This is a genomic window from Sphingobacterium paludis (assembly GCF_004364125.1).
Taxonomy (GTDB): domain Bacteria; phylum Bacteroidota; class Bacteroidia; order Sphingobacteriales; family Sphingobacteriaceae; genus Sphingobacterium; species Sphingobacterium paludis.
The window spans coordinates 119,371-142,433 of record NZ_SNZV01000002.1 but is presented as its reverse complement, the minus strand read 5'-3'; the positions used below and the strand labels follow the sequence as shown (position 1 = coordinate 142,433).

The 23,063-nt window shown below is 42.5% G+C and carries 14 protein-coding genes; 3 read left to right on the top strand and 11 right to left on the bottom strand.

The genetic code is table 11. The features are described 5' to 3' along the window. The first annotated feature begins 401 nt into the window (after nucleotides 1-401). A complete protein-coding gene (locus tag B0I21_RS03530; RefSeq protein ID WP_394346342.1) occupies nucleotides 402-779 on the top strand; it encodes a methionine-R-sulfoxide reductase in 378 nt (125 codons plus the stop codon). On the opposite strand, the gene B0I21_RS03525 is transcribed toward B0I21_RS03530, so the two are convergent. Further along, complete coding sequence (locus B0I21_RS03525; RefSeq protein ID WP_133639099.1) at nucleotides 766-1,767, bottom strand: LacI family DNA-binding transcriptional regulator; 1,002 nt, start codon at nucleotides 1,765-1,767, stop codon at nucleotides 766-768. The two genes, B0I21_RS03530 and B0I21_RS03525, sit on opposite strands and share 14 nt — an antisense overlap. 210 nt (nucleotides 1,768-1,977) lie before the next feature. Between B0I21_RS03525 and B0I21_RS03520 the strand changes: the two genes are divergently transcribed. Both B0I21_RS03520 and B0I21_RS03515 read left to right on the top strand, forming a co-directional pair. Next, nucleotides 1,978-4,236 (top strand): GH92 family glycosyl hydrolase, encoded by a 2,259-nt coding sequence (locus B0I21_RS03520; protein ID WP_133639098.1) that lies wholly within the window; start codon nucleotides 1,978-1,980, stop codon nucleotides 4,234-4,236. Between the two features lie 70 nt (nucleotides 4,237-4,306). Further along, the gene (locus B0I21_RS03515) at nucleotides 4,307-4,636 is read left to right on the top strand and encodes a DUF493 domain-containing protein (protein ID WP_133639097.1); all 330 of its coding nucleotides are present in this window, start codon (nucleotides 4,307-4,309) and stop codon (nucleotides 4,634-4,636) included. 246 nt (nucleotides 4,637-4,882) lie between these two features. On the opposite strand, the gene B0I21_RS03510 is transcribed toward B0I21_RS03515, so the two are convergent. The 10 genes from B0I21_RS03510 to B0I21_RS03465 all read right to left on the bottom strand — a co-directional run bounded on the left by B0I21_RS03510 (nucleotide 4,883) and on the right by B0I21_RS03465 (nucleotide 22,837). Further along, nucleotides 4,883-5,803, bottom strand: coding sequence for a hypothetical protein (locus B0I21_RS03510; protein ID WP_133639096.1), 921 nt, complete (start codon nucleotides 5,801-5,803; stop codon nucleotides 4,883-4,885). Between the two features lie 122 nt (nucleotides 5,804-5,925). Beyond that, nucleotides 5,926-8,103: a polyribonucleotide nucleotidyltransferase gene (pnp, locus tag B0I21_RS03505; protein WP_133639095.1), complete on the bottom strand. Its 2,178-nt coding sequence runs from the start codon at nucleotides 8,101-8,103 to the stop codon at nucleotides 5,926-5,928. A gap of 288 nt (nucleotides 8,104-8,391) precedes the next feature. Further along, nucleotides 8,392-8,670: a 30S ribosomal protein S15 gene (gene rpsO / locus B0I21_RS03500; RefSeq protein ID WP_037496050.1), complete on the bottom strand. Its 279-nt coding sequence runs from the start codon at nucleotides 8,668-8,670 to the stop codon at nucleotides 8,392-8,394. Between the two features lie 223 nt (nucleotides 8,671-8,893). Beyond that, nucleotides 8,894-9,928, bottom strand: a complete 1,035-nt coding sequence (locus tag B0I21_RS03495) for a sialidase family protein (protein ID WP_166637764.1) — start codon at nucleotides 9,926-9,928, stop codon at nucleotides 8,894-8,896. 10 nt (nucleotides 9,929-9,938) lie between these two features. Beyond that, entirely contained in the window at nucleotides 9,939-11,375 is a 1,437-nt protein-coding gene (locus tag B0I21_RS03490; protein ID WP_243835937.1) for an alpha-L-fucosidase, read from the bottom strand. Nucleotides 11,376-11,533: 158 nt separating this feature from the next. Next, on the bottom strand, nucleotides 11,534-13,117 hold the full coding sequence (locus B0I21_RS03485) for a SusD/RagB family nutrient-binding outer membrane lipoprotein (protein ID WP_243835936.1): 1,584 nt from the start codon (nucleotides 13,115-13,117) through the stop codon (nucleotides 11,534-11,536). A 26-nt stretch (nucleotides 13,118-13,143) separates the two neighbouring features. Further along, a complete protein-coding gene (locus B0I21_RS03480) occupies nucleotides 13,144-16,389 on the bottom strand; it encodes a SusC/RagA family TonB-linked outer membrane protein (RefSeq protein WP_133639093.1) in 3,246 nt (1,081 codons plus the stop codon). After that, nucleotides 16,386-17,579, bottom strand: coding sequence for an ROK family protein (locus B0I21_RS03475; RefSeq protein WP_133639092.1), 1,194 nt, complete (start codon nucleotides 17,577-17,579; stop codon nucleotides 16,386-16,388). The genes B0I21_RS03480 and B0I21_RS03475 overlap by 4 nt, the downstream gene beginning before the upstream one ends. 269 nt (nucleotides 17,580-17,848) lie before the next feature. Next, complete coding sequence (locus B0I21_RS03470; protein WP_133639091.1) at nucleotides 17,849-19,453, bottom strand: SusD/RagB family nutrient-binding outer membrane lipoprotein; 1,605 nt, start codon at nucleotides 19,451-19,453, stop codon at nucleotides 17,849-17,851. 21 nt (nucleotides 19,454-19,474) lie between these two features. Then, nucleotides 19,475-22,837, bottom strand: a complete 3,363-nt coding sequence (locus tag B0I21_RS03465) for a SusC/RagA family TonB-linked outer membrane protein (protein ID WP_133639090.1) — start codon at nucleotides 22,835-22,837, stop codon at nucleotides 19,475-19,477. Nucleotides 22,838-23,063: the final 226 nt, after the last annotated feature.

Genomic DNA, 23,063 nt, shown 5'->3' with positions numbered 1-23,063 from the left:
TTTAGCACTTTATACTATTTATTTATGATATAAAACTTTTAAAATACGTCGTCTAAATGGTCTAAACCCTCCAAACAATGCACAAAAGTATAACTTATTAAGCAATCACTGACAATTTAATGACGCAAATTATCAATTTAAAACCATTCTAAATAAATAGCCAAATGGCGCTGTAAAGGCCGTTTTAGGGATGAATTTGGTGGGAATTTATAGCGGAAACTCTTCAGTATCTAGCCGGAAATTCTTGACATACAGAAAACAAAGATATCGATCTATTTTGCGATCTTAGTGACATGTATAAAAACCCGATTTTTCTAATAGTTATTGCTATTTTTTTCCTGTCTTGTGGGCAAACATCAGGATCGCAGGGCGCAGAAAATAAAAAGGCTAAATTAACGACGATGAGTGATACAACAAAATACAACAAATTGACTGCCGAAGAGGAATATGTGATTGTTCATAAAGGAACAGAACGACCATTTACCGGCGAATTACTGGACAACAAAGCAGAAGGCACGTATGTTTGCAAGCGCTGCGATGCCCCGCTTTACTTGTCGAAAGACAAATTTGAATCGCATTGCGGATGGCCGAGTTTTGATGACGAAATTTCAGGCGCTGTGAAACATGAGACGGATGCCGATGGCCGGCGCGTTGAAATACTTTGTGCGAAGTGTGGTGCACACCTGGGGCATGTATTTAAAGGCGAGCGGTTTACGGCGAAAGACACCAGGCATTGCGTAAACTCGCTCTCGATGAAATTCGTTCCTACGAAGAAATAGAAGATTCCCGAACGATCAGTTGGCATGGAATAGTCAACTGCCTAACCTCTTTAAGTTTCCCACTAATTTCAGCAATTAGCGTGTGAATAAGTTCGCGCGTTAATTGCTCAATATCTTGCGATACAACCGTTATGGAAGGATCATGCAATTTAAACAAAGTATGTTCATCAAATGCTACCATTTTAGGCAAACTCGTTTTGTGCTGCTTTAAGGCTTTCAGACCATCTACGGCCAGATAATTAGTCGCAAATAAAACCGCGTCTAATTTATTATCAACCACAAACTCCCTGATTTGTTCTTGTGACTCTGCTTCCGAACTATCCAAATTGAGCTTTTTAATGAAAGACTGCACACGGAATTCGTCCATGGCTTCCATATAACCGTCCAACCGATCGCGCATTTGCGTCTGGTTGGAATACAGTGATATTAAACCGATACGTTTGTTACCCCCTTCCAGCAGGTGTTTGGTTGCCTCGTACGATCCGCGTCGATTGTCGGAAACCACGTAATTCGTTTCCACAGAAGGCACAAACCGGTCAAATAACACCAAGGGGATATTATTTTGTTTGATGTTGGATATGGTATCCTCCAAACCTTCCGAAGGGGTAATGATAAATCCATCCACTTGGCGATCCATAAAGAGCTGGATCAATTCCTTTGCCTTATGCTCGTCGTTATCCATACTACAGTAGATAATATGGTACCCGGTTTCATATGCCCTGCGCTCAATATGTTTAGCAACATTGGAGAAAAATGGATTAGCAATATCCTCTACCAGTAGACCCAAAATTTTGGTCTGTCCGGTTCGTAGACTTTTTGCTAATTGGTTTGGCTTATACCCTACTTTGTTAACATAATCTAAAACGCGTTTGGTTAGCGCATCGCTGATTCGCTTTTCTTTAGCTTTATCATTAAGTATGAAGGAAACCGTCGTAACGGAGATACCCAAAGCTTTCGCAATATCGCTAATTAACACTCTTTTTTTCATATACTGGTTTACGTTCGTTTAGGCTAGCAATCTACTAAATATATTTAGCAAAAAAATAACATAGCTAAAATTTATTATGCTAAAAGGTTTTATTATGCTTAACACTTTTTTTTTCGTAATATTATCACCCCGGTAATGTAGGCTTTACGCGCATATACTTTAGGGAAGGTAGTACGGAGGGAAAGTAAAATAAACAGCCAACAACATATCATGAGAAATAAACATCTATTCGGCCTGAGCTTTTTAGCTATCGGGCTAGCAACCAACCTTGCACATGCTCAGGATCTCAATAAGCATGTCAATTTATTAATCGGTACAGGCGGACACGGGCACACCTACCCGGGAGCTACCGTTCCTTTTTCGATGGTACAACTAAGCCCTGACAATGGTAAAGGCGGCTGGGACTGGGTAAGTGGCTACCACATTTCTTCCGACAGTATTGCGGGGTTTAGCCATATGCATTTAAGCGGGACAGGAATCGGCGACTGGCTAGACATCGCGGTAATGCCGATGTTGGGCCCCATACAGCAGGCTAAGATCGATACACGCGTAAAATTCTCACGTCAGAACGAGGTTGCACAACCTGGACATTATAAAGTAAAGCTAGATAACGGTATCCAGGCAGATCTGACGAGCACCGAACGCGTCGGCTTCCATCAGTACACGTTCCCTACGGGCACTTCTAAGCCCACCATACGCTTAGATCTAGATCACACCTACAATTGGGACAAACCTCTAGAGACAGAAATCCGTATAATCAATGATAGTACATTGATCGGAAAACGATACTCCCAAGGCTGGGCTAATAGGCAACGTGTGTATTTCGCGCTACGCACATCGGCATCCATAAACGAGCTTTTGTTAAATGGCGCTTTGGTTACAGAGCAGCGCAGCATAGCCAGCAGCAGCGATGGAAAGGAAAAGAACGTCAAGGCCGTTAATGCCCAATTGGTCTTCGCGGGCAAGAGCGATGTTAAAATCAAAGTTGCACTTTCGATGACGAGTGAAGAAAAGGCTTTAGCAGCGCTTTCGGAAATTCCGACCTGGAGTTTCGACACGGTGAAAAATCAAGCACAAGCAAAATGGGAAGCTGAGTTAGGAAAAATAAAGGTGGAAAGCAGCGACGAGCGTCTAAAGACTATTTTTTATTCTGCCTTGTACCATACAGCGGTAGCTCCGACCTTATATTCCGATAAGGACGGTGCGTATAAAAATGCGAAAGGCGAATTACACAATATGCCTCATGGCGGACAACGTTATACCTTTTTCTCCATGTGGGATACCTTTCGTGCTTTAAAACCCCTATTTACCATTACACAACCTCAGCGATATACCGACATTTTGAACAGCCTATTAGCGTTTCACGATGAAAATGGATTGCTACCCGTTTGGGACCTGAGCACCTTTGAAACCAACACAATGACGGGCTACCATTCCGTACCAGTATTGGCCGATGCTGTCTTGAAAGATTGGCCGGGCGTGGATGCCGAACGTGCCTATCAGGCGATGCGCAATAGTGCGTTTCAAGAAATCCGTGAAGTGCCGGCCTATATTGAATACGGCTACGTTCCGCAGGATGTGAATGGTGGTAGCGTTACCAAAACATTGGAGTATGCATTTGATGATTACTGCATTGCACTTGTCGCCAAAAAATTGGGTAAAAAAGAAGATTATGAACTGTTTATTAAGCGAGCAAAGAGCTACGTCAATCATTTCGATCCACAAACTGGCTTTATGCGCGCAAAATATAAGAATGGAAAATTTGTAGAGCCTTTCGATCCGTTTTATTCGGAGCATGATTTTGACAAAAGTCAATACATCGAGGGTAACGCTTGGCAGCACTCCTTCTTCGTTCCGCATGATGTACGTGGGTTGGCGAAGCTGTTTCCGCAGAAAAATGGACTCGGCCTGATGTTGGACACCTTGTTCAAGGCTCCGTCGCATATGACAGGTGAAAACCAATCGCCAGATGCGAGCGGCTTCATCGGCCAGTATGCTCATGGAAATGAACCTAGCCACCATATTGCCTATATGTATGCGTACATTGGCGAGGCTTGGAAAACGCAGGAAAAGATTCGCCATATAGTGGACTCCATGTATCATGACCGCCCGGATGGCTATGCCGGCAACGAAGATGCCGGGCAAATGAGTGCCTGGGCTGTATGGTCGATGATGGGCTTATATCCCGCTTCGCCTGTTGGCGGTGAATATGTTTTCGGAAGCCCTAGCTTAGATAAAGCTGCTATCAGTATGCCCAACGGCAAGACATTTACGATCATTGCTAAAAACAACAGCCCGAAGAACGTTTATATCAAATCGGCCAAGCTAAACGGAAAAGCTTACAACAAGGTATACATTACGCACAGCGACATGCTTCTCGGTGGTGAGCTGGTATTTGACATGTCAGATAAGCCTAACGAAAAGTTCGGCAAGCAGAAGAATAGCTGGCCAACATCGATGGAAAACTAAAAAACGACAAAAAGACAGTTTCTATATTAGGTATAATTATTGGAGTATAAAGCAGGAAGGAGAACTATACATGACTGATTTTAGTAAATTAAACATTCAGGACTTGCCCGATAACGAAGGCAACAACCCAACAGATTTCTATGATAATTTTCGCGTGAAATTAAATACGGTCGAACAGTTTCCCAGCTTGTACACATTTAAGTTTATCGTAAAAGCTGAGGCAGAGAAACTTGACGAAGTAAAAAGCATCTTCACACACCCAAGCACGAAGTTTGCGGAAAAAGAATCGTCCGGCGGAAAATACAAATCCATTACGGTAGAAACCTTTGTTAATACTGCCGAGGATGTGATTGATTATTATAAAAACGTCTCGAAGATAGAGTCGGTGATTATGTTGTAAACACAACATAATAAAACGAGAAGCGCTGTCAATATGACAGCGTTTCTCGTTTAAGCTTGTTATGAAACAGGAGTTCAAAAAGTTGAATACATGCTAAAAAATGCGTCATTACGAGGAAGAATGACGAAGTAATCTGCATTTTTTCAAACATGAGATCGCTTCGTCGCTGTCCCTCCTTCTAGCGATAACAAAAGGTAGTTCCCTTTTTAAACAGCCTCGTCCTTTTTTACAAACGTTTTCAATGTTTCAATCGATATAAAACAAATATCGGCTTGACCCACTATCACTATGTAAAAAATCCTTTTCTATTTGGGAGTAATTTACATAAATCCAGTCCATCAGTCTCTTCGCTTTCGCGCCTTCATTGCTATGTACTGCCACGTCGGAGAGCTGCCCAATCGAGGCGTCATATATAAAAGATACGGCTATACTTTTTTTACTATCTAGAACCCCGGACCAGTCTGGATCAAATTTTAACACCTGACCTTCAAAACGGTCTTTAATAAAATAAGCTACTTCGGTGTACTGAATAGATTCCTTATCAAGGGAACGGTCTGGTCGAACTTTCACTGTGGTTACACTGTTTACGGGTTGCCCATAGTAAATTGCCTGTTTCCATTTAGGTTTTAATCCCGCATACAAGCTTTTGGACAGAAGATCATCTCCAGTGAATTCAACTTCACCTGATTTATGAATAAGTATATCCACCTGCTTGACATTCTCAAATAAATTAGGGTCTCGTATTATTGCGGCCCAGTCTTGTAATAAAGAGTCTCTAAAGTCATAAAAGCCCCGAGCCACCGACGCATAAACAACCACCGGACCAAAAAGCTGTCTCCCACAGGTAAACTCTTGAAAATTTACAATCTTCCGCAAAGTTATAGGATCCGTAAACACATAGAGGTGGTAACATTTCTCTTTCGTAAAAAATCGATTGTAGCTCGAAAGCAAAGGTTGAACGTACTGATTTAATACACGCCTGTAATCGAATAGAGGTACGGTAGTATCCGCAGAGAAGCTGAAATGTACTCGTTCATGCCTATTTAAATGTAACGTATCCGGCAATCTTGTAGAGATTAACTGCGCTAACGACTGCAGATCTGTTGGTTCTTGGCTAAATCCAAAAGCGGATAGAAGAAAAAATAAATAGGTTAGATAAATGCGCATATAAAAAAGTCGTTAGCTTACCACACGTCGTTTGCTTCCTATGGATAGGATGACCATTTTCTACTTTTTCCATAAAAAAAGCTGCACCATAAGGATGCAGCTTTAAATTATGCGTCTTAAACTTACGCTTGAGGCGCGTCATTAGCCGGTTTTTGTTCTTGCTTTGGCTTATCTTCGCGTGGAGGGCGAGGCAATAACACTTTACGTGAAAGTTTCATCTTGCCTTGCTTATCGATATCCAATAATTTCACGCTAACCATATCGCCTTCTTTGAAAACGCCGTCCATCGTTTCTAAACGTGACCAATCGATTTCGGAGATATGCAATAGACCATCTTTACCCGGCATGATTTCTACGAATGCACCGAAAGGCATAATCGATTTCACTTTACCTTCGTAAACTTCACCGATTTCTGGTTTCGCAACAATGGCACGAATGCGGGAAACCGCAGCATCAATAGCCGCCTTATTGTCGGCGAAGACCTGAACGATACCTTTTCCATCCACTTCTTCAATCGAAATGGTCGAACCTGTTTCGCGTTGCATTTCTTGGATAATTTTACCGCCCGGTCCGATAATCGCACCGATAAATTCTTTATCGATTGTTAACGAGATAATGCGTGGCGCATGTGGTTTGTAATCTTCACGAGGTGCGTCGATTGTTTTCTTCATCTCGTTTAAGATGTGTAAACGCGCTTCTTTCGCTTGATCCAACGCTTGGGTCAATACTTCCCATTTCAAACCATTTATCTTCAAGTCCATTTGGCAAGCTACAATACCTTTTTCAGTACCTGTCACTTTAAAGTCCATGTCACCTAAATGATCTTCATCACCCAAGATATCCGATAGGATAGCATACTTACCACTTTTCTCATCTGTAATCAGACCCATTGCAATACCAGAAACTGGCGCTTTCAATTTCACACCCGCATCTAACAACGCCAATGTACCTGCACAAACAGTCGCCATCGATGAAGAACCATTCGATTCCAAGATATCAGAAACCACACGGATCGTGTACGGGTTTTCTGTACCCTCTGGAAGCACTTGCTTTAAAGAACGCATAGCCAAGTTACCGTGTCCGACTTCGCGCCGACCAGGGCCACGGTTAGGGCGTACCTCACCTACCGAAAACGAAGGGAAGTTATAGTGCAATATAAATTTATTGTATCCATGGATAAATGCGCCATCGATCATTTGCTCATCGTCTTTAGCACCTAGCGTTACAGACGTCAACGATTGTGTTTCACCACGGGTAAATACCGCTGAACCGTGCGCTGCCGGTAAATAATCCACTTCAGACCAAATCGGACGTACTGTACGGACATCACGGCCATCCAAACGGATACCTTCATCCAATACCAAGTTACGAACAGCGTCATACTGCACATCGTGGTAATATTTTTTCGCTAAGAATGTCGTTTCTTCATCAATCTCCTCACCTAATGTTTCAAAGAATGCTTTACCTATTTCTGCAAATTTCTCTGTCCTTTCGTGTTTCGTTGAACCTGATTTTGCAATTGCATAAACTTGGTCATATGTCGCTGCAAAAACAGCATCACGTAACTCTAAGTTTGAGGGCTCGTGGTTAAATTCGCGTTTCGCGCTAGATCCCACCAAATTCGCCAACTCTACCTGCGCAGCAACTTGCTTTTTGATCGCGTCATGGGCAAAAGCAATTGCTTCGACCATTTCAGCTTCTGAGATCTCTTTCGACTCCCCCTCAACCATCACGATATCTTGTGCAGATCCCGCAACGATGTATTCTAAACTAGCTTGCTCCAATTGAGAAAGCGTTGGGTTAAGTACTAATTGTCCGTCGATTTTAGCAACGCGAACTTCAGAGATTGGACCGTTAAACGGAATATCGGAAACAGCCAATGCTGCTGATGCTGCTAAACCAGCCAATGCATCCGGCATAATATCTTTATCTGCAGAGATCAAGGAGATCATTACTTGCGTATCTGCGTGATAGGTTTCTGGGAATAATGGACGTAATGCTCTATCTACCAAACGGGAGATCAAGACTTCGTAATCCGACAAACGTGCTTCCCTACGTAAGAAACCACCTGGGATACGTCCTGTAGAAGCATACTTTTCTTGGTAATCAACAGATAGTGGAAGAAAATCAACGCCTGGCTTTGCTTCACGCGCGGAAACAACCGTTGCCAACAGCATGGTGTCTCCTTGTTTTAGCACCACCGATCCGTCAGCTTGTTTCGCCAACTTACCTGTAGATAACTCGATCGGGGCCAATCCGTTGCCCAAGTCGATCGATACTTTTTTTTCGTTATAACTCATTTGTAATTCGTTTCGACATACGTTTACATCTTTCTACGTATGTCCTCTTATGTATAGACCTTTAAAAATCACACAAAGTTAAGTAAAATTTATACGTTATGGCGCAGCTTGTGAAAAAACAATACCACATAAGGTCGTGATTATCTTGGTCGAAAATAAAAAACAACCAGCTCGTTGAAATGAATGGGCCGCGCACTTGGCAAATTGCCTACCGAACAGAGAGAGGCCCTAAAATAAAAAAACCACCTACGTATTGTAGATGGTTCCTGTCTTTTTACTTCTAAAAGCTTATTTGATGATGTCACGTAGACCTAATGCCTTAATAATAGCACGGTAACGGTTGATATCTTTTTTGTACAGATAAGCTAATAATGAGCGGCGTTTACCTACTAACATTTGTAGGGAACGTTGCGTGTTAAAATCTTTTCTGTTTTTTTTCAAATGCTCTGTTAAGTGAGCGATTCTTTTAGTGAATAATGCTACCTGTCCTTCTGTAGAACCTGTGTTTTCTGCTGCACCTGCAAATTCTGCGAAGATATCAGCTTTGTACTCTTTACTTAAATACATTCTTGAATAATATTAAAGCGTTTAAAATTTAATGAATTGGCTGCAAATATAAAAATTAAAAAGGCAAAAGTAAAAATTAAAAAGTAAAAAAAGTGATAAGTCAAAAGTTAGAAGTCAAAATTTAAAAGTTAGAAGTCAAGAGTTAAAAAGTCAAGAGTGAGGAGCTGCGAAGCACGCGCCTCTTCTACATACTAAGTACTATCATCTAAATACTACGTACGCACTACTCCTTAATCGTCACATGTTTAATATTCTTACGATTATGCGTATATACGATATGAATCAATCCTTTTGAGTCCTGCATAATGGTAGGATAGCTAAATTCTCCCTTTTCTTCGTCTTCTAAATGTAGCACATCTTTCCAATGCATACCATCCGTTGATGTGGCCAGACGCAGTTTTGCGCGACCTTCCCACCAATCTTTTCCGGGCAGCGCTGGATTATAAACAATGTAAAAGCGATTGCCGACACGGATAGCATCAGTTCCAGAGTTTGGGTTAATGAGGTCGGTCTTTTCCAATGCGGACCAGCTTTTCCCTGCATCTGTCGACCAAGCTGTTGCTACGACACCTTCCTTGCTTCGGCAAAGCACCTGCAGCCGGCCGTCTGTGTGCTCAACGATGCTGGGCTGGATAACATTCATCTTTCCGTCATGATCTATGGGATATGCCACCCAAGTCTGCTGCTGGTCCGTACTGCGTTCTACATGCGCCACCCAGCGATCTTCACTGATCTCTACACTGGACGGTGAGAGGATGGTACCGTCGGGCAAAGCTAAGGGCTTATTTTTAATAGGCCCTAAAATACCTGTCGGTAAACGTTTCGCTGCCGACCAACTTTTACCTCCATCATGAGAAGTTTTAACCATCCCCCACCATTCACGCGGATTTGGCCCCACTTTATAGTAAAGATACAACAGGCTTTCTTTTGGTGCGCGAAAAAGAACAGGATTCCAGCATGGCTGTTGCGTACCATCTGCAAGCTTACCATCTGCCCAAACACGGGGCTCGGTCCATTGACCCTTTTCATAGCGCGCACCCCAAATCCGCACATCGTCGCTGCCTTCGTGCGTGCCTGCAAACCAGCTGGTCAACAAAACACCATCGGCGGTTTCCTCGATCGTCGAGGCATGACACTGCGCAAAAAACTTCCCCGTTTCAAACAGAAATTCACTGCTTTTCAACGCAATATTGGCTTCCTGTGCACAAAGCATCGGAATCTGGTATGCACAGGTCAATAGCAATACAATAAATCTCATCGATCCTCCTTTATTTACTATCCAATTGAATTGCTGTCGCATAGCTCAGCGTCGCTTTTGGCTTCTGCACGGTGACTTTATCCCCTTTTTGCGACCATTTCACCTTGCCTTTAACCCCCAATATGCGAAGCTGCTTTGCCTTAAACCCTGCAGGCACGGTAAATTCAAATGTCGTTGGTGCTACATAGTCCGCTTCGTTCGACAGGTGGAAAACATTTAGCTGCTTCGCATCCTTACTTTTTGTATAATAGTAATCTCCTTCGTGGTAAGGTGCAACGGCTCTCGTGGCAAATACAGCGGAGCCATTCGTATCCATCCAAGAGGAAAGTTCTTTAAGTCTATCGTAGGCCGCTTGGTCAAAGTCACCAGTTGGCCCCGGCGCGATATTCAACAGGTAATTACCGCCGCGAGATATAATCTGCACTAAAGTTTCGACAAGCTTCTTGGTCGGCTTGTAACGGTCGTTGGGTATATATGAGAAGGAATCGCCCATCGTGATACAGCTTTCCCAAGGAATGTCTAAAGGGTGTTCGGGGATAGCTTGCTCGGGTGTGACGTAGTTTTCCCAATTGCCGGGCACGGTTCTATCCACCACGATAATTCCCGGTTGGTTTTTACGCGCCATGGAGCCGATACGATCCATATCAATATCCTGCTCGACCTTAATCGTGCGCTGCCACTCGACCGTTGGATCAATGGTTTTGAAGGGGCGAACCCATCCGCCATCCAACCAAAGGATATCGACTTTCCCATAGTTTGATGTCAACTCGTTGATCTGGTTAAAGGTAAATTGCTTGTATTTTTCCCACCGCTCGGGATACTTTTCAGGGTCGTAATTGACGTTTCTATCTTTCGGCGGAAAGTAGGGCCACCAATAGTATTCTGTGTGCCAATCCGGCTTCGAAAAATAAGCACCTATTTTAAATCCTTCCTGTCGAAAACTGTTGAAGATTTCCTTCGTAACATCGGCTTTTGGGTTGGTGGAGAATGGTGATTTGGAAGAGGTGATTTTATAATCGGATTCCTTCGTATCAAACATGGCAAACCCATCGTGATGTTTAGTCGTAAACACGACATATTTCATACCTGCTGCCTTAGCTGCGTCGGCCCACTTCTCCGGGTTAAAAGCTGTCGGATTGAATGTTGTTTGCAAGTTTTCGTAATTTTTCACATACGCATTGTATGTCGCGCCATGCTCTGGCTTCCGTTGTGTCCAGCCCTCATCTTCCGGACAAAGACTCCAACTTTCTACAATGCCCCATTGGCTGTATGTCCCCCAATGCATAAAGAGCCCGAACTTCATATCTTGCCAGTGTTCGAGGTTTTCAATAACCTGCGGATCGGTTGGCTTTTGATAGCCTGATGATACATTATGGGCTTGGGAAAAAGCGCTGCCAGCCGTAAAAGACAAGGCTACGGCTAAAACGTTTTTATAAATTGAACGCATGCGTATTGATTAAATTAGCTGATTAATATTCGAATAGCCAATATACGGTTTATCGGGAAGATGAGCAAGTTGAAAGGCCGTTAAGAACCCATATTAACCAATTAAAAAGCCTGCATCACAATCGTGATGCAGGCTTAATAAAATTAGTAAGACAATGCTTATTTTACGTCCCAAAAGATTTTGGTATCGCGTGTGTCTTTTGCTTGAACCGCACTGTAGTTGTCGCTGTTGTTCGTTATCTCCGATGATGGATATAACAAACGGACAGGCGGGCGCTCAAAACCATTTAAATCATCCACTGGGAATGCTGGAAGAACAGGGTATTTTGTTCTGCGGTATTCCGACCAAGCTTGCTCACCTTGCAACCACCCAAAGTGTACCCATTTTTGTGTACCAATCAGCTGCAATTTGTTTGCTGGAGTACCGGTGTACGCGATGTTAGACTGCGTAACGAATGCGGTGATTACCGAATCTACAGGAGTCGTCACTTTACTAGCATGCGTACTGGTATTATTTAAATAATAGTAAAAGCTGACAGACTGCCTAACTGCAGTTTCGTAAGCTAGTTTTGCATCCGCTGTGCTTCCCCAACGCTCTAGGGCTTCAGCCTTAATAAAATTCACCTCCGAAGCGGTCATTAAAACGCCCGGCAATTTATTGTTAATCCATGCCGTTGCCGAGTCAACTACCGCATAGTCTTGGAATTGCTGCTCCGACTCCACTTGAGAGAAGGTTATCGGCATGGCTCTGTATGTTGGATTTTGCACAAAAGCATTGTTAACTGTTTTCCCGAATTTGTCAAACAACACCGGTATGCGAGGATCATTGGAGGTATTAAGTACCGTATTCAGCATATAGTCTGGCGCGTAATGGCTCGGAAGCTCTCTAAGTGCATCCAGCAGACTGGAGGTGTATGTGCTCAAAGGCGCTAACAAAACATCCGAAGTAGGCGTGTAGTTTCCTGAATTATCTCCGTCTACCAACGGATAATCAGCAGGATTATTCAGCATCTCCATGATCTCGGTTCTTGCCGTACTCTCGTTCACGTGCGATGTACGCATTAACAAACGCAAGCGCAAAGAGTTAGCATATTTTTGCCACTTTAGGGCAACGCCGCCGTTTAGGATATCTGCCCGCGTAAAGTCTGCCGTAGTGCGGTACGTCTTAAAGAAAGTCCCTGCACTCTTAAGTCCTTCTATGAATTCAGCATAAAGCGCTGTTTGTGAATCAAACTTCGCCAAACTGATTTGGTCGGTCTTCGGCAGGCTTCCCGCTTCCGAAAAAGGGATATCACCAAAGTTATCCACCAATTTAGATGCTTGGTCGTAAAGCACCACGCGTGCTGCATACATAAACGGGTCAAGCTCTGCTTTTTCGGTATCGCTCAAATCAGCGTAAGCTCTTTCCATAGCCCTGTAAACACCAAGTAGGCCCGGTCCGTAGAAATCGTTCCAATAGCCGTTGATATAGGAATCATTTTGCTGATACATGCCATTTGCATTCGTAAAGAATGTCGTCTGTGTATACCGAGCCTGGTGCATAAGGATGAACGTACGGTAATGCCAATATTCAGATCTTAATCTTGAATTTGTTAACATCTGCGATAAAAATGCGCGGATGTTTGGAGTCGCCGTCTGCTCTGGATCTAAGTATTTATCTTCCAGCTGGGACTTACAAGAGGTTGCAGTTCCTAGCACGAATACCATAGTCATGGCGATTAATATATTTTTTATTTTTTTCATTGCTTTACTATTTGATAAGTGAACGATTAGAAGTTCGCATTTAAAGAAAATCCAAAACTTCTTGTTGCTGCATTGGAGCCAATATCCACTCCTTGTGAGTACCATTGCGTACCAACTGGTGCTTCCGGATCGATGTCCTTAATTGAACGGTAGAAGTAAAATAAGTTACGGCCGATCAATGAAACGCGGAGGTTGTTAATTTTAACTTTTTGTGTGAAGGAATCTGGAATTCTATAGCTGATTACCGCTTCACGAAGTTTGATAAAGTTATTATCCAATACAGCTGCCTTTTCGTTCCAGGCGTTGTTACCCCATCCGAAAGTATTTAAGTAATACTGTGCTGCAGTTAAATTGACGTTATTCGCTGCTCCAGAATTCTCATTCACCCCTTCTAGGGTAATACCTGACTCTCTATAATCGAGTGTGCTCTCTAAACGACCAGCAGCATAGGCATATTTATGCGGTGCAGAAACCATCTGGCCTCCGAAGCGGTAATCTGCGGTAAAATCTAAACTGATGTTTTTATAAACGAAGGTATTACTTAAACCGCCAATCGCTTTCGGCATAATGTTGCCTACTTTCTCGTAGCGCGATTTATCAATTACGTAATAACCTGTATTCGTTATTAAGAATTCTCCGTTTTCGTTAGTGGCTCTTGGATGAACATAGATATTACCCAATTCTTCACCTGGTCTTGCTTCCAAACGAAGAGAGCTTTGGTCCATTTCATAGAATACAAGTCTGGAGATACCCTCACGAAGTGAATTCAGCTTTGATCTGTTGTTTGAGAAGTTCAACCGCGCGTTCCACCGGAAGTTCTCGCTCTGAACCGGCGTTCCCGTGAAGGATAATTCCCAACCTCTATTTGCTATTTCTCCAACATTCACAATCTGATTTAATGCACCTGTAGAAGCGGCAGTCGTTAACGGCATAATCTGGTCTTCGATACGGTTGGTGTAGTAACTCGCGTCCAAACCTAAACGGCTATTTAAAAATTTCAATTCCAAACCAACTTCCGTTTCGTATTTACGCTCAGGTCTCAGATCTAGGTTACCATAGCTGCTATTAACGTTCAAAGCCGTCACAGGATTAGTCGGCGTGATCAATGCCGATTGTTTGAAAGCGACATTTGATACATACATTGGCGCATCATTACCGACCACACCGTACGATGCACGTAACTTTCCATAAGTAAAAAACTCGGGTAATTTAAACGCATCGCTAAACACAAATCCGGTGTTTACCGAATAATAATTGTACGTATTATTTTGAACAGGAAGCGTCGAAGATGATTCACGTCTCGCTGTACCTTCTAAGAACAAATAGTTTTTATAGCCTAAATTCATCAATCCGAGGTAAGCATACTTCAACATAGACTTACGAGCATGCGTGGTAACCGCTTGGCCGAAACTGTTCGTGATACTGAACCAGTTTTCGGATACTAGTCCCCCTTCTGTTCTGGACATTTGATCGTCGTAATTTTCCGTTCTAGACTGGAAACCTCCACTTAAACTGAAATCAAAATCTTCCGAAAATTTATCTGCATAGGTTAATAAGGCATCCCCATACACAATAGAATAAATTCCTTTAGAAACTTCATATTTACCTGTACTATTGGTTTCATTGAATCTAACCGATGCCTCGTTATGCTCTTTATTCTCGATATTTAATGAGGTAACATCGGTACCGATACGTCCTCGCAGACTCAATTTATCAATGATTCTATAGCTTAGTGTGGCACTAGATAAAAAGCGGTTCTCTTCTTCTTCGTAGATATTTCTTTTCTGTTGCCAGAAGTAGTTTAGCAAATTGGTTCCGTTAAAAGACAATGGAAACTCACCTGGTCTATTGGCGCCACGGTTTTGGAACTTATAGCCTTCAGCAGTTTGATAAAGCTCGTTTTTCATTTTAGCAACATCCTCTGCACCACTGAAGAAACCAGCGTTAGAACCAAGTACATCTCCCATTAGCCCCGGTCTATTCTTCGTTTTTGTGTTTACATAGTTTGCGACAACGTCGACATCAACACGATCAGACACTTTCACCGTACTATTCAAATTGAAAGAGCTTCTATTTTGTCTACTACCTGGAGCTATCGCTTTGTAATCCATATTGGAAGCAGATAAGCGGTAATTAATCTTCTCTGTTTGGTTAGATAAACTTACATTGAAGTTACTGTTATGACCGGTATCGAAGATGTCGGCATAGTTACCTCTGTTAGCGCTATACTGGCGGACAGAACCATCCCACCACCGAACGTCCTGGCCATCATATCTCGGTCCGAACTGTGCAAAAGTATTGTAGCGTAACAGGCGCTCTCCCGGATAGCGAGGATCGGTTAACCAACCTTCTTCTGTAGCTCCAGCGGCTAAGTTGCTCGCTGCAGTTGATCCTGGGCCGAATTCATATTGCAGGTTGGGAAGAAATGCAGCTGACTCAATGGTACCCGAATAGTTGAAATCGATCCCTAATCCTCTGCCTTTTGTACCTTTTTTCGTCGTGATTACGATTACACCACTCGCCGCATCAGAACCGTATAGTGCAGTGGCACTAGCTCCTTTCAATACGGTTAAGGATTCAATATCCGCCGGGTTGATATCTAACATACCATTACCACGGATGCGGTTATCCTGCCAAATGGCCTGTCCACCTGGATCAGTTACGCCTCCGGAATTGTTCGTTCCGCGTGCACCGGCTTGTTGATCATTCCGGATCATCACACCGTCGACTACATACAATGGCTGACGGTTGTAATTTAAGGAGTTGATACCACGGATCTGCACGTTTACAGCACTAGACGCGCCACCAGGTGCAGTGGAAATACGAACACCGGGGGCTTTACCGTAAAGCGCGGAACCGATATTTGTGTTTCCTGCCTCTGTAAGCTCCTTTGCAGAAATTGTAGACGCCGCATAACCCAAAGCTTTCGTTTCTCTTTTTATACCTAATGCCGTAACGACTACTTCATCCAAGGCGCCTGCATCCTCTTTCATATTAACATTCAATCGGTTCCCAGAAACAGTCAATTCTTGAGATAAGTAGCCCACCATGGTAAACCGTAGTTTCGATCCTGCAGGAGCCTGAATCGAATAATTACCTTCTACATCCGTTTGTGTACCGTTGGTCGTTCCCGATACAGACACCGTAACGCCCGGCAGCGCACCGTTGGCATCCGTCACTTTTCCCGTGACGGTTTGCTGTGCAAATACCGCACTGATGCTAAATAACATCAGCAGCGTTAAACTGCAGCATTGTTTGTAAATTTTGTTCATAGTTGTTGTAATTTGTTGTGTTTTAGTTTTGGGTATATTAGAATGGGTTGTTGCATGGCTATGCAAGCGCTTGCAATAATTTGCACGTTGTTTAGATCCGATACGGAAATTTCCGTCAAACGCGATAATCGGGGGATGCAATACTCCTGAATGGAGGAATTAAGCGCAGGTAAAAGATCGTTGCCAAAGCCCTCCCCTTTTCCACTCACAATGATACGTTCTGGATTCATGATATGGATCAGTGTTGATAAGCCTTTCCCCAACATATGCATGATGTTTTTAACTGCCCGAAGCGTTACTTGGTCGCCATGAGCAAAGGCAAAGAGAAGGTCGGAAAATGTTATTTCACCGTTTTCCTGAAATGTCTGCTGCAGATGAGACGCTTCGCCATCGGCCAAGGCGGCTTTGATCGCATCGAAAACGCTAACCAGCGAAGCCTCGACTTCCAAACAGCCTTTCTTTCCGCAAGAGCATAATTTCTGGCTATTGGCCAAGGGTATGTGACTAAACTCTCCGGCATAACCACTATGTCCTTTATAAATTTTGTTGCTGATAATCATGCCTAAGCCGACTCCCCAGTTGAAATTGACCACGAGAATATCCTGACTACCTCGGCCTTTCCCAAATTTATGCTCAGCTACGGCAATCGCACTGGAATCATTCGCCACAGCAGTAGGATAGCCCAATTCCGATTCCACACGCTGCTTTATGTTGAAGAAAGGTGAGCTCGAAGGAAACGAATGATTCAATCCACGTTCACTATCCACAAACCCCGGCATGGTCAAGCCCAAGAGGCAATGCTTTGGATTTCCCAACCGGTCTATTGCCTCGCGTGCTGCCGCGATTATTGTCGCGAACGCATGTTCATCATCATATATGGCGACAGGAAATGTGTGTATTGGCGCTAACAGTGTATTTCTTATATCCGCAATCCCAATAGCGGTATAGAACTGATCAATCGCTATGCTGATGATAATGGGAAGCCTATCCACAGCTAGCGAGTAGCGCATGGCTCGTCGACCACCTGTTGAAGCCGCGAATCCGTCTTCTATCAACAAATGATCACGTAATAAAGTAGCAACCTCATCTGCTATTTTGGGAATACTTTTCCCTGTGCAGACGCTCAATTCCGACACCGACAAACAGTCCGAATAATAGAGATGCTTAATTATTTCGTTCGTCAAATTCATTGTAGCTCTTCCGGCTATCGATTAGTTGTTATCATAACTGGCGGTGAAAATAGAAAAAGTTTTTTGGAAATTGACTAACTTTTTAAAAAAATTAATAAGTAAGGCTCTATTTTTAAATCGCCTGTTTTGAAGAAATTTGCTAATCCATTTCAAGTCTGTTCCCAAAAAAGGATGAAATCTTCAGCTGTATATCGACCTCCATTCAATATCAACAAAAAAGGAGGCGTGAAATAACGCCTCCTAATATCAAAGTTAATAAAACTGAAATGCTAATTTACATCCCAAAAGATTTTTGCATCGATTCTATCTTTTGCTCTGACAGCTTCATAATTTGTAGGATTATAAGTGCGCTCATTCTCTGGATACAATAGACGAGCTGGCGGAAGACTTTGTGATGATGAGTTGTCATTTGCGAAAATTAATGCTGGATAATTTGTTCTGCGATACTCCGCCCAAGCTTGATGAGATAGTATAACCGAGAAGTTTGCCCAGTTTTGGGTTGCAATCTTTTCTAGCTTTTGCTGCTGGGTACCCGAATAATTAACTTTTGTACTAGCCAACATATTCGCAATCTCAACTTCAGTAGCCGGTGTCTCCGGTCTATAAGCAGTACCGTCCGCGTTGTCATTCAAAGCATTAATATAAAACCAGTATTCGATAGACTGCCTGATTCCTTTTTCGTATTCATCTTTCGCAGCATTTCCAACCCCCCACCGTTCATTCGCTTCTGCTTTTAAGAAGCTTATTTCCGCCGGTGTGAAAATTATGCCCGGAAATTTATCGTTCCTGCTAAAGGTAGCAGAATCTACCCTCGAAATCAAGTTATTACTAATTTGATCGTCCTGCACTGTGGGATCGAGATTTGGATCAAGGCCTAAATAATCTCCGTTAGCATTCTTCGAAAAGAAAACACGCAGACGGGGATCATTAGAGGGCTTCATTAAATCGTTAATTATAAAGCCCGGTGCATAGTTGAATCCTCCGCTTTCAAACGAGTTTCTTATACCGTCGACACCCACCACACTACGAAGTTCTGCTCCTCTAGAGTCTATTTTGATAGAATTTTCTATTGTCGAAACAAGAGGATAAAGGCTTGGGTTTCCTAGTATTTCTGTGACGACATTCCTTGCTTTTGCTTCGTCTGCGTAAGATATTCTCATAGCTAGCCTCAATCTTAAGGAATTTGCGTATATTTTCCATTTTTCTACACTACCTTGATTAATAATATCTGCTTTGTCGAACATCGGTTTGTAAAACGAATTAGTTTGATAGGCGTTCAAGTAATCCGCTATCACTTTTAAATCGTCAATAAATGTATAGTATAGCTCTTTTTGATCATCATACTTCGCATTTTGGATAATACCGCTTGAAGTTAAGATATGTCCAGCCTCACTAAAAGGTATATCGCCCCACATATCAATCATTTGAGCGGTTTGATCGTATAGAAATATCTTGCTTATCTGCATAAACAAATCGTAGCCTGCTTTCTCCTCGTTAGTTGACAAATTATTATATAGCTTCATCATTTCCGTGTAGGATGAAAAAGGGCCTGTATAATAATACTGCCAACGACTCTGTGTATAAGCAGTTTGTTGCTCGTATCGACCGTTACTTGCGGTGTAACCGAACAACTGACTATACTTTCCGGGCATCGGTAATTGGAAAACGTAAAGATTCCAATATCGTGGCATTATTGTATTCGAACTGGCTTTGCTTTGATTGAACAACAATCCCGAAAACAGTCGAGGGATGTCTGCCTCAACGGACGATTCTGGATTATAGTAGTTTTCGTCGAAACTATCTTGGCTACAGGAACTCGCAATCAACGTGAGTAACAAACCAATGTATATAATATTCTTCTTAATATTTTTCATGACTTTAAAAATTAACTTCTTTTAAAACGATGCTCTCAATGATAATCCGAAGGATCGGGGAACAACTCCCGCGTTACCTATGTTAGCTCGCGATATCCAATTTGTGCCCCGGGTTGCTTCTGGATCTAAGTGTGGAATCGTTTTATGAATGAAAAATAAATTTCTGCCATAAGCCGACACAACTACATTTTTTGCTTTTATCCGATTCGCAAAAGGTGCTGGTAATGTATATGCCAACGATATTTCCCGCATTCTAATAAAGTCGTTATCGAAGACAGCAGACTTATAAGTGCCTGTTCTAGCCGCACCAGGGTAGCTACCCCAATAGTTGGATAGCCTATAATATTCTCCTGCTTCAATGACGCTTGTATTTGCCGTACCGTCGGCGTTTTTACCATCCAAAACAATACCATCATGAAAGATGGTAGCGCCTGAAGGAGCACCATTTCTAGCATCAACAAATCTGCCATCGGTACCTACATAATATGGAATACCACCAGTCTGCTCATCCCGACCGAATAGTGTTTCTTTGTACATCCCTGCACTTCGTCCGTATTGGATTGAAGGAGAATAAACTTGGCCGCCAAAGCGAAAATCGATAACCGTATTAATCAAGAAAGATTTGTATTGGAAACCATTAATAAATCCTCCTACAGTTTTTGGTTGGATATTCCCAGCAACTATTAAATTATCGTAATCTGGTATATAGAATCCGCGGCCGTCTACTAGTAAATCGCCATCGGCATTTCTCTTTAAATCATATGTAAAAATATCACCAGCAGCTTTGCCTACCTCGGATCGTACATAAAGTGAACCGTTGTCCACATTACTGTGCTCCAACATTTCAAGATTTTCAGCAAGCTTTGTAAGTTTATTACGATTGAAAGCAAAATTGATTCTAGAATCCCACGAAAAATTTTCATTTTTTACAGGCGTAAAATTTAAACCGATTTCTAATCCGTAGTTTCTCATATTTCCCACATTCTGCATGATCTTAGATGTTCCTGTTGAGAATGCGACGTCTAAAGGAACGATCATATCTACAATTTGGTTATTGTAGTAGGTTAAATCCAGTCCTAAACGATTGTTTAGGAAAGTATTTTCCAGCCCTACCTCAAATTCTCGTTTAGTTTCGTTTTGCAGATTATCATTCCCATATGTATTAGGCAATACCAATGTAGGTGTTCCAGATACAGATCGAGCATCGTATACGACATTAGCAGTATACGGATCAGGCGGATTTCCGACAACGCCAAAGGACGCCCGTAACTTGCTATAGCTTACAAACGTTGGCATTTTGAAGAGATTGCTTAATTCTAAAGCACTGCTAATAGAAGGATAGTAAAACACGTTATTGCCAGTGGCTAATGTGGATGTCCGTTCCTGTCTAATTGAACCTTCTATAAATAGATAGTTATTAAATTCAAGTCCGGCTACACCGAAAAGGCCATCTTTTACTAGATTCCTTCTGCGCGCGTATCCCCGGGTTGCACTGTTTGAGGCATTCATAGAAAACCAATTTCTCTGAGAGAGTCCTCCTTCCGTATTAGCTGAAGAGTAGTTATAGGTTTCTTCCCGGCCTTGGTAACCGGCTTGGAAGTTAAGTGCTGTTTTCTCAGAAACTTTAAGGTTATACGACAATAGGATATCACCATATAGAATATTATATCTATTATTTTCTACGCTGTAATGACCAGATGTGCCTATATGCAGAGGAATCGTATTGGGCTCTTTGTTTTGCGAATGAAAACTTGTAAAGTCGGTTCCTAAAGTACCACGTATACTTAGGTTATCCAAAATTTTGTAGTTTATTTTCCCTGTAGCCATCAGACGGTTGTTATACTCATCATATTGTCTTTCCCTTTGTGTCCAAAGGTAATCCATATAATCACCGCCACCTACGCTTAACAGGAAAGCCTCTTCCGGATTTTGTGCCCTGTCCGCTGCAGTTACATATTTATATCCCTGACTAGTTTTATAATACTTTTCGAACCAATCAATGTTGTTAACAGCGCTCAAAAACCCGGTGTAGTTATTCGTCATGCGATCTATCATATAGGGCCTATTGTTAATATGCTCATTGACATAATTCGCTATAACACTAACATCTAACTTCGGTGTGATATGATAGGTGGAGTTAAGGTTGAATGTATTTTTATTTTGCGGACCACTTTCCATTACGCCCTGATAGCTATTCCGCGTGTAAGATAATCTATAGTTAGACTTTTCATTTGCATTATAAATCGCCACATTATAAATACCACTGCGGCCGTCTTGGTAGAACTTTTTATAATTGTCCTTATAGGCTACATAATTTCGTATTTGACCGTCCCAAAAAATAGCTTCCTGTCCATTAAATCGCGGGCCGAATTGTCCCCAAGCACTAAATCGCGGTTGTAAAACAATATCACCTTCGTTGTACTGACTTGGGGCAGCTATGTTTAATGTTGAAGACTGATTCGGCGTTCCAAACCAAATCCTACCGTTGGAAACTGTACGGTGAATAAATCCATCATTCTGTACTCCGCCCACAGATCTCGCGTATCCCGGTCCAAAGTCATATTGATAATCCGGTAACATCGCCACTTGTTCAATACCCTGAGAAAGACTAAAATCTACACCAAATCCTTGAGATCCTTTTCCACTTTTTGTAGTAATAACGACGACGCCGGCAGCAGCATCCGACCCATAGAGGGCAGATGCAGCAGCTCCTTTTAAGATATTGATACTTTCGATATTTTCAGGATTTATATCTAAAATACCGTTTCCTCTTATGCGCTGATCATCCCAAAAGCTTTGGTTGTTGACCTCCTCATTTCGAGTAATAACGCCATCTACAACGATTAGCGGCTGTCTTTGAAAGCTGATGGAATTCATGTTTCCCCGGATATCAATACTAACAGCGGAATTTCCCCCGCCAGCATTCGTATTAATTGAAACACCTGTAGCTTTTCCGTACAGAGCCGATGCGAAATTGGTCGGTGAGGACTTTACGATATCTTCCCCCTTGACTGTAGAAATTGCGTATCCGAGCTTCCTTTGTTCTACACTTCTACCAAGCGCCGTCACAACAACCTCATCCAACGCGCCGGCGTCTTCTTGTAAGGTAACGTTTACGGTTTGACCAGTTACTTCAACTTCTTGGGCTACATACCCTACTGTTGAAAAACGTAATTTTTCGCCCCGAGCTGCCTGAATGCTGAAGCTTCCTTGTGCATCCGTTTGGGTGCTTCGGTTGGTTCCGGGAACGACAACGGTAACACCCGCGAGCGCTCCGTTCGTGTCTGTTACTCTCCCCGTAACAGATTGTTGTGCAAATAACGTGCTGATGCTAATCAACATCAACAGCGATAAGATGCAACCTTTTTTGTAAAGTTTGCTCATTTTCGATTAGTTTATTAGTGTTGTAATAATTTGGTCTTTACGCGTCATCCCGACGGGTAAGGTTTTGATTTTTGGATTCGTAGTTATGTATAATTATGTTTTGTTAATTATCGGTTCATTCATCTAAAGACCGCAGCACACAAACAAGGCAGCCCTGAAGCGACGTTGTTAAAATTTGCGGATACATGATGTCGCTATCTCCTGTGTTGATCTTCACACACATTAA